Source organism: Desulfobacter curvatus DSM 3379 (genome assembly GCF_000373985.1).
GTDB lineage: Bacteria > Desulfobacterota > Desulfobacteria > Desulfobacterales > Desulfobacteraceae > Desulfobacter > Desulfobacter curvatus.
The window spans coordinates 15,652-27,860 of sequence record NZ_KB893062.1 but is presented as its reverse complement, the minus strand read 5'-3'; the positions used below and the strand labels follow the sequence as shown (position 1 = coordinate 27,860).

At 49.7% G+C, this 12,209-nt stretch carries 11 protein-coding genes; 8 read left to right on the top strand and 3 right to left on the bottom strand.

All coding sequences use genetic code 11. The features are described 5' to 3' along the window. Positions 1-190: 190 nt before the first annotated feature. Positions 191-736: a CBS domain-containing protein gene (locus tag B147_RS0114085; RefSeq protein ID WP_020587840.1), complete on the bottom strand. Its 546-nt coding sequence runs from the start codon at positions 734-736 to the stop codon at positions 191-193. Positions 737-1,353: 617 nt separating this feature from the next. Between B147_RS0114085 and B147_RS0114080 the strand changes: the two genes are divergently transcribed. Further along, the gene (locus B147_RS0114080) at positions 1,354-4,017 is read left to right on the top strand and encodes a circularly permuted type 2 ATP-grasp protein (RefSeq protein WP_020587839.1); all 2,664 of its coding nucleotides are present in this window, start codon (positions 1,354-1,356) and stop codon (positions 4,015-4,017) included. Further along, positions 4,007-4,879 (top strand): transglutaminase family protein, encoded by an 873-nt coding sequence (locus B147_RS0114075; protein WP_020587838.1) that lies wholly within the window; start codon positions 4,007-4,009, stop codon positions 4,877-4,879. Before B147_RS0114080 ends, B147_RS0114075 begins: the two co-directional genes overlap by 11 nt. Positions 4,880-4,997: 118 nt before the next feature. On the opposite strand, the gene B147_RS0114070 is transcribed toward B147_RS0114075, so the two are convergent. Both B147_RS0114070 and B147_RS0114065 read right to left on the bottom strand, forming a co-directional pair. Further along, positions 4,998-5,615: a DUF4410 domain-containing protein gene (locus B147_RS0114070; RefSeq protein WP_020587837.1), complete on the bottom strand. Its 618-nt coding sequence runs from the start codon at positions 5,613-5,615 to the stop codon at positions 4,998-5,000. A gap of 39 nt (positions 5,616-5,654) precedes the next feature. Further along, positions 5,655-6,455, bottom strand: a complete 801-nt coding sequence (locus tag B147_RS0114065) for a flagellin (RefSeq protein ID WP_020587836.1) — start codon at positions 6,453-6,455, stop codon at positions 5,655-5,657. Between the two features lie 493 nt (positions 6,456-6,948). Between B147_RS0114065 and B147_RS30310 the strand changes: the two genes are divergently transcribed. The 6 genes from B147_RS30310 (at position 6,949) to B147_RS0114030 (ending at position 12,196) form a co-directional block, all read left to right on the top strand. Further along, positions 6,949-8,262 (top strand): universal stress protein, encoded by a 1,314-nt coding sequence (locus B147_RS30310; protein WP_020587835.1) that lies wholly within the window; start codon positions 6,949-6,951, stop codon positions 8,260-8,262. Beyond that, on the top strand, positions 8,262-9,362 hold the full coding sequence (locus tag B147_RS28400) for a two-component system sensor histidine kinase NtrB (RefSeq protein WP_020587834.1): 1,101 nt from the start codon (positions 8,262-8,264) through the stop codon (positions 9,360-9,362). The genes B147_RS30310 and B147_RS28400 overlap by 1 nt, the downstream gene beginning before the upstream one ends. Continuing rightward, positions 9,355-9,687, top strand: coding sequence for a hypothetical protein (locus B147_RS32160; RefSeq protein ID WP_026259660.1), 333 nt, complete (start codon positions 9,355-9,357; stop codon positions 9,685-9,687). The genes B147_RS28400 and B147_RS32160 overlap by 8 nt, the downstream gene beginning before the upstream one ends. After that, positions 9,656-10,573 carry a PAS domain-containing sensor histidine kinase gene (locus tag B147_RS0114040; protein WP_033397401.1) on the top strand — a complete coding sequence of 306 codons (918 nt, stop codon included), beginning with the start codon at positions 9,656-9,658 and terminating at the stop codon, positions 10,571-10,573. The genes B147_RS32160 and B147_RS0114040 overlap by 32 nt, the downstream gene beginning before the upstream one ends. Positions 10,574-10,664: 91 nt before the next feature. Next, positions 10,665-11,420 carry a molybdate ABC transporter substrate-binding protein gene (gene modA, locus B147_RS0114035; protein ID WP_020587833.1) on the top strand — a complete coding sequence of 252 codons (756 nt, stop codon included), beginning with the start codon at positions 10,665-10,667 and terminating at the stop codon, positions 11,418-11,420. Further along, positions 11,417-12,196 (top strand): ABC transporter permease, encoded by a 780-nt coding sequence (locus B147_RS0114030; RefSeq protein ID WP_020587832.1) that lies wholly within the window; start codon positions 11,417-11,419, stop codon positions 12,194-12,196. The genes modA and B147_RS0114030 overlap by 4 nt, the downstream gene beginning before the upstream one ends. The last annotated feature ends 13 nt before the right edge of the window (positions 12,197-12,209 follow it).

The following is a 12,209-nucleotide window of genomic DNA, read 5'->3' as shown; positions in this document are numbered from 1 at the left end:
CAAGGAATCAGAGAGTCACCCGGTCTTCATGGAGGGGTAGTGTGCAAATTTTTTATGAAACTATAGACAAGATACAAGGTGTCGAAGCGCCTGCGGCGCCCATTTTATCCCTGAATTGTTGGTGTCTTTAGTTCCATTGTTTGTTGTGGGTTGAGTCTGGGTGTCCATAGATCAGGTCAACCCATGGCTGTTATTCCGGAAGTGGGCAGGCCAGCATCTCTTCCCTGATTACCTCAAATAAATCACAGAATCTGAGGACACCGGTGACCGTGTCGCCGTTTTTCACGATCAGGGGCTGATGGACACCCATAACATATTCATGCAGCGCTTTTTCCAGGGAATCGTCCTCCTGGAGATATTCAAATTCGACAGGTACATGCATAATTTCGGCAACCTTGATATTGGCACCGCGCTCACAAATACTTTTAATGGGCTCCATCCAGAGGTTAAAATCCCGCATGGCATTAATCACATAATCCTTGGTCAGTGTTCCGTCTTTATAGTTTTGGAACAGTTTTTTATAGTTGGGCTCAAGCGCTCTGAAAATATCAAGCATTGTCACTTTTCCCTTGAACTTGCCATTGTCGTCAACGACAATAACATCCCTGTGGGATTGGCGGCTATCTGATTTGGTTTTTTCCAAGACCTGGAATACATCATAAACAGTATCCGTTTCCTTGAGGGTCACATAATCAAGTAAGGGGGTCATAACCGTTTTTATCAGAATTTCTTTCATGGCATTCTCCTCAAAAGGTATTAATGGCCTTAATGATGATGACTTTTTATGAGAAAGTCTGTGTAACCTATGTAGATCTTGCCGCTTTCGTTGTAGGCCGAACCACGGTGAAAAAATTAGGTCAGCCTGTTGCGGTTCTATAAGAAAGTCTGGGTAAGTTACTCAGATCTTTCAAGCTTTGTTGTGGGCTATGCCTGGCAGCTGATATGTCAGGTCAGCCTGTGGCTGTTTATATGAAAGTCTCCAGCAACTAACTGGATTCTTTCTATCTTTAGTTGTGGGCCGAATCCTGGGTGTAGATAGACCAAAGCCGGCCCATGGCCGTTATATGAGAGTCCAAATAAGTTGATGAAGTATTTTCATGTTTTGTTGTGGGATGACCTTTTGGTGTTTGATAGATCAGGTCAACCCTAACCGCTATTTAAATTATATGAGAAAAATATGGGAAGTCAAGCTTTATAGACCCTTTGATTAGGATTACCCTGCAAAACCGGTTTTTAATCTTGTGTCTTTTGAAAGAATCAATTATGGTTAATACCTTTTGAACTATGGTGATTATGATAGATTCCCTTTGATAGGAATATGTTGAGAACAGTGTTGATATAGACAAAAACCGAATGCGTCCGACCAATGAACCCATCCCCGGGGATGACCCGGGACCGTCCGGGGCCAAACCTGTTATCCCGGTTTTTACCACGGATATATTAAACCGGAGTACCGCTGTTGATCTAAGCAGCGGAAAGATGCAGCCCCCTTGGGACGGACTGGCAAAATATCTTAACAGTCTGGGAACCGCAGAGCTGTCCCAGCGCTGGAAAAAAGCGCGGCAGATTATTCACGAGCACGGATCTGCCTACAATGTTTTCAATCCGAAAACCGCCACAGAACGGCCCTGGGCCCTTGATCCCATCCCTTTGCCCATTTCAAGCCATACCTGGCAGACCCTTGAGCACGGCATCCAGCAGCGTACAAAACTTTTGGCTTTGATTTTTAAAGACATCTACGGCCGCCAGGATTTTATCAGAAACCGGTTAATTCCTGCGGAGCTGATATTTGGCAATCCAGGATTTCTTCGTCAGTGCCGGTTTGGTCCGGATCGCGTTACCCCGGATCATCACCTTTTTTCTTCGGATCTCATTTGCCTGGCCGATGGCCGCTGGCAGGTGGCGTCCCATGGCACCCAGGCGCCGGCCGGAACCGGGTATGCCCTGGAAAACCGCGTGATCCTCACCCGGATTCTGCCCAGAATGTTTCACTATAGAAAAGTCCAGCGCCTGGCCCCTTTTTTTAAGTATTTGAATTTGTCTTTGATGGAAATTTCGGGTCAAAGACAGCAGGAGCCCCGCATCGTAATGCTCTGTGAAGGCCCTTCCGGTACCCATTATTTTGAGCAGGTTTTTCTGGCAAGGTATCTGGGCTATACTCTGGTGGAGGCCAATGACTTAACTACCAGAGGGGATTGGGTGTTTCTCAAGACCCTGGGTGGACTCCAGCGGGTGGATGTTATTTTGCGTCAAATTCCGGATTATACCTGTGATCCCCTGCTGGGCACAAGCCAGGCATTTCCGGGTATCCCCGGTTTGGTTCAGGCGGTTAGGGCAGGCAATGTGGCCATAAGCAATTCGCTTGGATCCGGTGTGCTTGAGTCTCCGGGTTTGTTTGCCCTGATGCCGGAGTTATGCCGGGATATTCTGGGTGAGCCCCTGATCCTTGAAAATACGGATTCATTCTGGTTGGGAATACCGGAGACTCAGCATCGGGTGGTGGAAGAGATAAAAAGCGGTGCCCGGCCCATAACCCTTTATAGTGCATTTAGCCCGGCCCACACCCAGGTGGTGCATACCCGGTCCCTGACCGGTCCTAAAAAACAAGAATTGATCACAGCTATTCAGGCCACGCCCTATGCCTGGGCAGGACGCTATCCGGTTGAACCGTTTACCGTACCGGTCTGGTCCGAACAGGGGGTAAAAAACAGGTACACGGCTGTGCGTATGTTCTCTTCTTCCATTACGGAGAATGCCGTCACAGCGGCTGCAAAAATTTCCGACCAGGTGGAAACTGCTGTTATGTCCGGCGGGCTGGCCCGGGTGGCAAATGACCCGGAGGCCCTTGTTCTGTCCGGTACCCGGGGAAAAGGGCAGGGGGCTAAAGATGTATGGTGCCTGTCCGAGCGGCCCACAGAATTCAAAAGCATGCTTCACCGGTTTTCCACCCCCTTTGAAATTCACAGGGGAAGTGATTTGCCCAGCCGGGTGGCTGATAACATGCTGTGGCTGGGGCGGTACATGGAACGTACAGAGGGGATGCTGCGGGTGATTCGAAGCGTTTTGATGCGGGTGCACAGCGAAACCCAACTGGACAAGGTCAGTGAAATGCCGTTTTTTCTCAGAGCCATGGCCAATTTGAAAATTATCTCTGAAGATCTTGGCCGGCCTGATGCCTCGTTTTCAGTAAGCCTTATTGAAAAAGAGTTATACCGGTCCATCTATGGGGTTCAGATACAAAGCAGTATTCTTAACTGTCTGAACAATGCCATCCAGGTGGCAGACCGTGTAAGGGACAGACTCTCTGATGATTCCTGGCAGATTTTTGGGCGCATTGAAAAAGGATTGGTCCGGATCAATCCTAAAAATCAGAGCGCTGAGATTTTGGAAATGCTCAGCGATATTATCCTGAACATGTCTGCCTTTGCAGGCCTTGCCCTGGAAAGCATGACCCGGGGGATGGGATGGCGGTTCATGGACATGGGCCGTCGGATTGAGCGGGCCCTTCACATGACAACCGTCATGAGCAGTCTGATCCAGGGGCATACGATTCCGAACGCCAACGACCTTGAAGCAGTGCTGGAGGTCGCGGACAGCCGCATTACTTATCACACCCGGTACCGGACCACCATTCACATGGAACCCTTGGTGGACCTGCTTCTGCTGGATGAGATAAATCCAAGATCTGTGGGATTTCAGCTGGCAGCCCTTCACGTACACTTGGAAAATTTGCCCAGGTCTCAACCGTTTCCTTTCCGGACAAAGGAAGAAAAGATTATTCTGGATCTCACTACCCGGCTGCGCCTGGCAGACACACAGGAGTTGATGACACTTGGGCAAAAGCATGTGCTGCCCAACCTGGATACGCTTTTGGAAAAATTGAACAATGATTTGCAAGAGTTTGCCGACAGCATCACCCAGCACTACTTAAGCCGGATTGAAACGGAAAAACAGCTCAATGGCCAGTTTGAGAATAAGGGGATCCCTGTGGTCGGAATGGTGAACAATGAAATATAAAATCAGCCACCGGACCCATTACCAATATGAGTCGCCTGCCTCGCTGTCCCATAGTGAACTGGTGCTGATACCCAGGAATTCAGAATACCAGACCTGTACCTACAGCCGGGTTTCTCTGAAACCGGAACCGTCTGCACGGTCCATGCGCCAGGATTATTTTGGTAATACCGTGGTCAATATTTGTCTGGAAAGCCCCCATTCCGAGCTTGATATCCTGGCTGAGGCCGAGGTCGCGCTTCATCCGGCAGCCCGGCTGGTGCCGGATCAGACCCCTCCCTGGGAACAGGTGAAAGAGACGATGATGCGGTATGAAACGGTTAGGGATCTGGAAGCCTTTGAATTTATTTTTGCCTCTCCCATGATCCAGCCCGATAGAGCGGTTGCACAATGGGCTGCTGAAATATTTGCGCCGGGCACCCCGGTACTTCGCGCCGCCCTTGATTTGACCCACAGGATTTTTACCGAATTCGCCTACGACCCCAATGCCACCTCTACATCTACACCCCTTTCCAAGGCTTTTGAAATAAAACGGGGGGTGTGTCAGGACTTTGCCCATGTGGGCATTGCCTGCCTTCGGGCCATGGGGCTTGCTGCCCGGTATGTCAGCGGTTATCTGAACACCCAGCCCCCGCCCGGAAAACCAAAACTGGTGGGTGCTGATGCCTCCCATGCCTGGTTCTCCATTTATATCCCGGGTGTTGGGTGGGTGGATATGGACCCCACCAACGATGTTATGCCCATTGATCAGCATATTACACTGGCATGGGGCCGGGATTATGGGGATGTCACCCCGGTCCGGGGCACGGTGCTTGGCGGCGGCAACCACCGTCTCCAGGTGGCTGTAGATGTGGAGCAGCAGTAACAGGGCTCACAGCTTGACGGGGTTCTAATCAAAAATAAAACAGACTGGAAAATTAATTTTTCCAGTCTGTTTTTGGTCTGGTTGTTCGGACGCCGGAACGTGTTCCGGGCTTCCGTTGCTATTTTTGAGCGGGAATTACTGTGGCCAGATATTCACTGATAATTTTCCCCATGTCCATGGGCAGCGATTGATCATTGCTGCCGCCGGACCATGCCGCAGCAAAAGCATTGTTGGAAGTGGATATGATCTTTTCCTGGACAATGTTGCCCAGAGCGGCATCTTTAAGTTTCAGGTAGACAACCATGTAGGAAGACCCCGCCATGGCCCCTGCCCATATACGTGCACCGGAACTGGCAATGCGCATATCCAGGATTTTACCTTCCACAACAAGTGAATTGCCCGCAGGTACGGCACTGTTGGATTCAACGATACGCTTAAACAGATTTTTGCTTTTAAGATTGCTGACCAGGGAGAGCTGGAAATAATTCAAGGCGTCCGCATAATCGCGCCTGAACTCATCAGAGGCTTGGAAGTTGTTTATAATAACCGTTGCATATGGACCTGCGCTGAGAGGCGCTTCTTTTTGGACCAACTCAATTGTAGCGTTCTCAATGGTGGGAACGTTTGGTGCCTGTTCCAAAGTTTGGGACTTGTAACTACCGCCTCCGCAACCGGATAATATCACTGCGAAAACAACCATCATTCCCAGCATCAGTGCAGGTATTTCTTTTTTCATGTGTTCTCCCTAACGTCAATGTTGTTGTCAAGAATCAAATTATCCCAGCAGGTTCACTAGGTTATTTTGGGCATCATTGGATTTATTCAAGGCATAGATGTTCGCATCCCTAAGCAGTTTCATTTGGTTTAGAATGATGCTTTCTTCTGCAATGTCTACATCCCTGATTTCAGATTCTGAGGCCATCTGGTTGATCCGGGTGGTGGATAGGTTATTGATATCCGAAGTGTACTGGTTCTGGGTGGCACCCACCGAGGACCGGTTCCGGCCAACCTGGTCTATAGCAAGGTCCAGGGTTTCAAGGGCTTTTTGGGCTCCTTCCGGAGTGGTGATATCAATGTCGGACAAAAAGCCTGTTTCCTGGGAGCCAAGGGTTGATGTATACGCGGACGAGATTGAAAATCCGTTTCTGTTGAAATCACCGTCCAAAAGATTTTGTCCGTTATAGGATGTCGTGTCTACAATATCATCAATGGCATCCAGAGAACCTTGAATATTAGACTGGATGGCGTTCAGGCTCTCCTGGGAATGACTCCCGCCTGCAGCATCCACTGCCTGGGTTCTGATATCCCGGAGCAGATCGGTGATCTGTCCCAACGCGCCGTCAGCGGTTTGGGTGATGGAGACGTTGTCGTTAAAATTCTGAATGTCCTGGCCGGCCGCCAGAGATTGACTTCTCAAGCTGTTGGCAATGGTCATGCCGGCGGCATCGTCTGCCGCCGAGTTGATTTTTCTGCCCGTTGCGATTCGTTCCAGGGAGTTCGTCAACCCGGTGTTGGTCTTTTCAAGCATTTTTGCGGCGAGTAATGCCGTTGGGTTTTGGTTGATGGTAAGTTTCATGGGACCTCCCCGCTTTTGATAGTGTTGCATTATCTATATGATAATGTCTAAATAATACAGCAGGATATATGTAAATTCAATGTAAAATTTTTCTTTTTAATCTTTTTCGAATCATTTAAATCGGCACTTGTTCAAAGAAACTTGAATCTGCATTTGATTAAAAAAAGATGACAAAACCATGATATCTGTCCGGTTTTGTTTACCGGTATTCTAAATTTTTTCACTTGTTTCGGCGGATTGTGTGTCATGTGCCGAAAGAACCGTCTCTTGGCTGCATGACCTGTCAAATGGGCTGATACCCGGGGAAATCCCCTTGACACAAATCTTTTCAACTCGATATAGTGAAGTAAAGATTAAATCTATCTTTTTCGTTTTGGACCTAATATTTGTGTCCTGCTATAAAGTTGCCCGGTGAATGATTTACCCACTGCTTGACCCGCTACCATTTGTAGTCGACAGCTTGTCGCAAGGCTTTTGTAAAAGGAGAATGGTTATGTTTAGTAAAATTTTACTGGCAACAACACCTGCAGATGAAAGCAAGGGTGCGTCTAATTTATCCTTTGCCCTGGCAAGGCCCAGCCGGTCGAAGCTGTTTATCTTTCACGCCTATGGCCTGCCCGAGGAGGGGTGGAGCGCCATTCGGTACCTGTTGCCCAGCGGCAAGGTGGAAGAGGTGAAAAAAGAGCTGGAAGACTATTTCTCGCCCCAATTGTCAAAAATTAAAAATTACGAAGTCCAGGTGGTGCCGGGCATTCCCCAGGACGAAATTTTACGGTTTGCCCGGAAAAAAAATGTGGACCTCATTGTCATGGGTCCCCACAGGGTGGCGGAAAACCAGCCCAGGATCTGGGGGCTGACCGGTTCCACCCTGCAAAAGGTGAGTTTAAAGGCCAGATGCCCCGTGATGATTGTTCCCCCGGATGTGCCGCCGATTTTCCCGGTGGATGACGTGGTGTTGTCGGAACAGGACCGGAAAAATTTTTCAATCCTCATTGTTGATGATGAACTGTCCATGCGCGATTCCTTAAGGGAATGGCTGGAGGAAGAGGGCTTTTATGCAGACATGGCGGAATCAGGCCCTGCAGCCCTTGAAATGCTTGGGAAAAAACAATACCAGCTCATGCTTACGGATATCAAGATGCCGGAGATGGACGGGGTGACCCTTTTGACCCGGGTAAAACAAAACTATCCGGCCATGGCCGTGGTTATGATGACAGCCTATGCTACCATTGATACGGCGTTGAGCGCCATGAAAACAGGTGCCCTGGATTACCTGGTCAAACCCTTTGATCCGGATTTGCTCATTCCCACGGTGATGAAGATCCACCAGGATTATGAAATGATCCGGGGCCGCCTTAGAATGGCCTTTCAGAACATTGTCCTGGCCATGGATTTTTCTGAGCCCGCCCTTTGCGCCTTTAACTATGCCTTTGAAATTGCGAAGTTTTACAACGCCTCACTTCATATTTTTTATGCTATGCCCCTGCTGGAAAATGATGAATATCCATCTGCAGAAAAAATTGAAGCCCAAATTCAAGAGGCCGTTGAAAAGATGAAGTCCCTGTTTGGAACAAAGCTTGCCGGGGTGGTGGGCTATACCATAGACGCCTGGGAAGGTGCCCCCCATGTGGAGATCCTGAAGTTTGCCAGAATTTGTCATGCCGATCTGATTGTCATGGCCCACCATTCCAAGGAGAAGGACCCGGAAAAAGCGGTGCTCGGTTCCACGGTCATTAAGGTGGCGGGCGGGGCGTTTTGTCCGGTACTGAGTATTAACCGGGATTTTGTTCCCAAACCGGCTATTTGATGAAAAAGTATAAATTCCAGGAGCAGATTATCAACCGCTCCATGAACGGCATCATTGCCTGCGGAATGGATGAGTTCATCAGGATTATTAACCCCGCAGCCCAGGAGATGTTTGGGTACACGGCAGCCCAGGTGGTGGGGAAAAAGAAGATGAAAGATCTGATGCCGGCCGGAGAAAATGAACGGATTGTTGAGGCCCTTAAAAGCGAGCGGTACGGGGGCAAGGACCGGATCAATATGATAGAGGCCGTGATGCAGTCCGGCAAGGGGCATCAGATTCCGGTCCGGGTGTCGGCCACTGTCATGTCCGATGCCGGCGATGACAACGGTTTGCTGTTCTGTGTCAGGGATCTGCGCGAGATGCGCCGCATGGAACGGGAGATGGCGGATCAGGAAAAGACGTTGCACCAGGACAAGATTATGTCTTTGGGTAAACTTGCTGCCAGCGTGGTGCATGAGATCAACAACCCTTTGTCCGGGATTCTTAATTATTTGAGGCTGATGGCCAAACTGCTTGACAAGGGTCAGATAGTAGAGAAACAGGACAAATTCTCAAGCTTTTTGGATATTGCCATCTCTGAAATCAGCCGGTGTTCGGACATTCTTTCCAATCTTTTGACCTTTTCACGCAAAGCCCCCATTTCCTACGGTCCTGTCCAGGTCAAAGATCTGGTAGAGCGGTGCGTAAAAATCAGCAATCACAAATTCGAACTCCAGAATATCCAACTGCATGTGGATATTGAAGATAGCATCCCGAACATTCTGGCGGATGCCAACCAGATCCAGCAGTGCCTCATTAACCTGATGTTCAATGCCATGGATGCCATAGACGGCCCGGGGCAGGTGTGGCTTACCGCAGGGTTTGATTCCGGCAAACAACAGGTCTTTATCCATGTGAAAGATTCGGGCAAAGGCATCAGCCAGAAGGTTCTCCCCCATATATTCGAACCCTTTTTCTCCACCAAAGATGAGGGACATGGGGTGGGCTTGGGCCTTTCCACCGTATACGGCATCATGCGAAGCCACGGCGGTGATATCCGGGTGGCGGACACTTCTGAAAAAGGTACCTGCTTTGTCCTTGAGTTTAACAAGCTTGTTTAGACAATTCAAAGAGAGCCTTGCCCACCGATTGGTCCGGGCGTTAGGCCTTCCTTACGGGGAGATAGGTGAGCTTACCAAGAAGATTAAGGTCAAAGAGCAAGTGCTTGATGAGCAGCGCAGGGAATACCAGCGGCTGTTTGAGTCAGTGCCCTGCCTGATTACGGTCCAGAATGAAGCCCTTGAACTGGTTCAGTTCAACAGGGAATTTGGGGAACGCTTTCATCCCAGGATCGGGGGATTTATGCTACTACGCATACAAAAACAGGTCCGAACCCTGCGACAACTGTCCTGTCTTGGAGACATTCCGGGACGGCAAACCCCATAACAGCGAACAAAGCGGTGTCACAAAAAACGGACAAATTTGCTATTGGACATTGAGAACCGCACCCATCACCGGGGCTGACGGTAAGGTCAAAAGGGTGATGGAAATTTCTGTGGATATCACCGAACAGCTCATTACCGAGCAGCAGCTGATTCAGGCCGGCAAAATGGCTACCTTGGGAGAGATGGCCACCGGTGTTGCCCATGAACTGAATCAGCCGTTGTCTGTTATCAAGAGCGCTTCCAACTATATCATGCGAAAGGTCAAGGCCAATGAGCCGATTCCGGATGAGATCATGGCCACCATGACCGAGGAGATTGACGGCCAGGTGAACCGGGTAGAAAAAATCATTAACCATCTGCGCGAATTCGGCAGAAAATCTGATGCCGCCAAGGAAGAAACCAATGTGAACAGGGCCCTGGTCAAGGCCTGTGATCTCTTTAGAGAGCAGCTTTCGCTACGGCAAATTGAGGTGGTGCAGAATTTGGATAATGTTCTGCCCATGATATTGGCCGATGAAAACTGCCTGGAACAGGTGTTCATCAACCTGCTGATCAATGCCAGGGACGCCATTGAAGAACGGTTTGAGCAATTTGAACAAAAAGACCGGACGCCTGAACTTGCCAAACAGATATTTTTGACCACACGGGTATCCGATAAATGGGTGATCATTGAGATTGAAGATACGGGCACCGGCATCCTGCCCCATGTCGCTGATAAAATATTTGAACCCTTTTTCACCACCAAGGCGGCAGGCAAAGGCACGGGCCTTGGCCTGTCCATTGGTTACGGCATCATCAAGGATTACGGCGGGACCATTACCCCAGACAGGGGCCAGGCAAACGGGGCCTTGTTTACCATCCGATTTCCTTTTCTTTCCGGTCGATAATTCCTGTATCAATTAAAATTGTATTGACGCGTATAATTGTCATTGATAAACCTTAGCATAGGTTTGTTAATTTAGGGTAGGAGATTTTAAGATGAAAAAACTGTTGCCGGGGCTGGTGGTCATTGGCATTTCTTTGTTGTTTATACTTGAAGCCGGAGCAGATGAGCTTTTCCTTTATGCCGGTGCCGGGTTGAGAAAACCCACGGATAAAATCATTGCACAATTTGAACAAGAGACCGGGCACAAGGTTGTTGTGGACTATAGTGGATCAGGTAAGCAGATGGCCAAATACCAGACAGTACTGCGCGGGGATCTGTTCATGCCGGGTTCCTATTTTTATATCGATAAACTCAAGGAAAGGGGCTTGGTGCTTTCGGACAGCCGGGTGGTCCTGCACACCCCGGTGATCGCCGTGAATAAGAAAGGGGGGCATGCTGTTAAGACCCTGGAAGATATGGCCGCACCGGGCATCAAACTGGCCATGGGTGATCCCAAAGCTATGGCTCTGGGCCGGACCAGCATGGATATAATTAAAAATGCAGGCCTTGAAAAACAATTTCTGGATAATGTGGCCGTCTATGGCGCCACGGTTAATCAGCTTACCCTTTATGTGGTGCAGGGGGCTGTGGATGCCGCCATTGTGGCCCGGGCCAATGCCTTTATGCACCAGGATACCCTGGATATGTTTGACATCCCCACAAAATATTACACCCCGGAGATCATCGGCATTGCCGTGCTGAAGACCGCTAAAGATGCCACCCTGGCAGAACAGTTCAAAGCATTTGTTTCTGGCCCCCGGGGAACCGCTTATTTCACAAGGTCCGGTTTTGTGGCCCTGCCCCAATGATCCGTCTGTTCTACGGCATTCTTGTTATTTGTTGTCTCGGAGTTCTGGGGGTTTTATATGCCCTGGCTGTCCAGATGGGGATTACCGATCTTTTCCGGATCCTTTTTATCCAAGAGGCCCGGTTTGCACTTAAATTGAGTCTTACGACATCGGTATCGTCGGTGGGGATCGCCATGGTCCTTGGGCTTCCGGTGGCCTATCTCATGGCAAGGCGGACTTTTCCCGGCAAATTTATCGTGGATTCACTGTTGGATATCCCCATGGTCATGACCCCGCTGGTTACCGGCATGGGCCTGCTCTTTTTGCTGGGGCCAAATATTGCCGGGCAGTGGCTGCAAAAAATCGGCATTGATTTTCTGTTTACCCCGGCCGGAGCTGTCCTGGCCCAGACTTTCATTGCCACGCCTCTTGTTATCAGAAGCGTGCGCGCCACCTTTGAGGGTATTGACGAAAAATATGAACAGGCCGGCGCCATGCTGGGGCTGTCCGATCTCCGGGTGTTCTGTTTCATTGTCCTGCCCATGGCCCGCAGCGGCATTCTTGCCGGGGCCGTTTTGGCCTGGGCCAGGACCTTGGGGGAGTTCGGTGCGACCTTGATGGTGGCCGGGGCGTCCCGGATGAGAACCGAGACCCTGCCCATTGCTGTTTACCTGAATTTGACCAGCGGAGAGATTGAGCTGGCCGTTACCTGTGCCTGGCTTCTGATCTGCCTTGGGGTGGTGCTGCTCATGGCGCTTAAATGGCTGGGTGTGCGCCAGAAAGCCATGAATTACTGACAGGAGTTATCGT

Excerpts from the sequence above, each read along its gene's own strand:
- B147_RS0114030 (WP_020587832.1), top strand. The coding sequence starts at position 11,417 with ATGATCCGTCTGTTCTACGGCATTCTTGTTATTTGTTGTCTCGGAGTT.
- B147_RS0114075 (WP_020587838.1), top strand. The coding sequence starts at position 4,007 with ATGAAATATAAAATCAGCCACCGGACCCATTACCAATATGAGTCGCCT.
- B147_RS28400 (WP_020587834.1), top strand. The coding sequence starts at position 8,262 with ATGAAAAAGTATAAATTCCAGGAGCAGATTATCAACCGCTCCATGAAC.
- modA (WP_020587833.1), top strand. The coding sequence starts at position 10,665 with ATGAAAAAACTGTTGCCGGGGCTGGTGGTCATTGGCATTTCTTTGTTG.
- B147_RS0114085 (WP_020587840.1), bottom strand. The coding sequence starts at position 736 with ATGAAAGAAATTCTGATAAAAACGGTTATGACCCCCTTACTTGATTAT.
- B147_RS30310 (WP_020587835.1), top strand. The coding sequence starts at position 6,949 with ATGTTTAGTAAAATTTTACTGGCAACAACACCTGCAGATGAAAGCAAG.
- B147_RS0114070 (WP_020587837.1), bottom strand. The coding sequence starts at position 5,615 with ATGAAAAAAGAAATACCTGCACTGATGCTGGGAATGATGGTTGTTTTC.
- B147_RS0114080 (WP_020587839.1), top strand. The coding sequence starts at position 1,354 with ATGCGTCCGACCAATGAACCCATCCCCGGGGATGACCCGGGACCGTCC.
- B147_RS0114065 (WP_020587836.1), bottom strand. The coding sequence starts at position 6,455 with ATGAAACTTACCATCAACCAAAACCCAACGGCATTACTCGCCGCAAAA.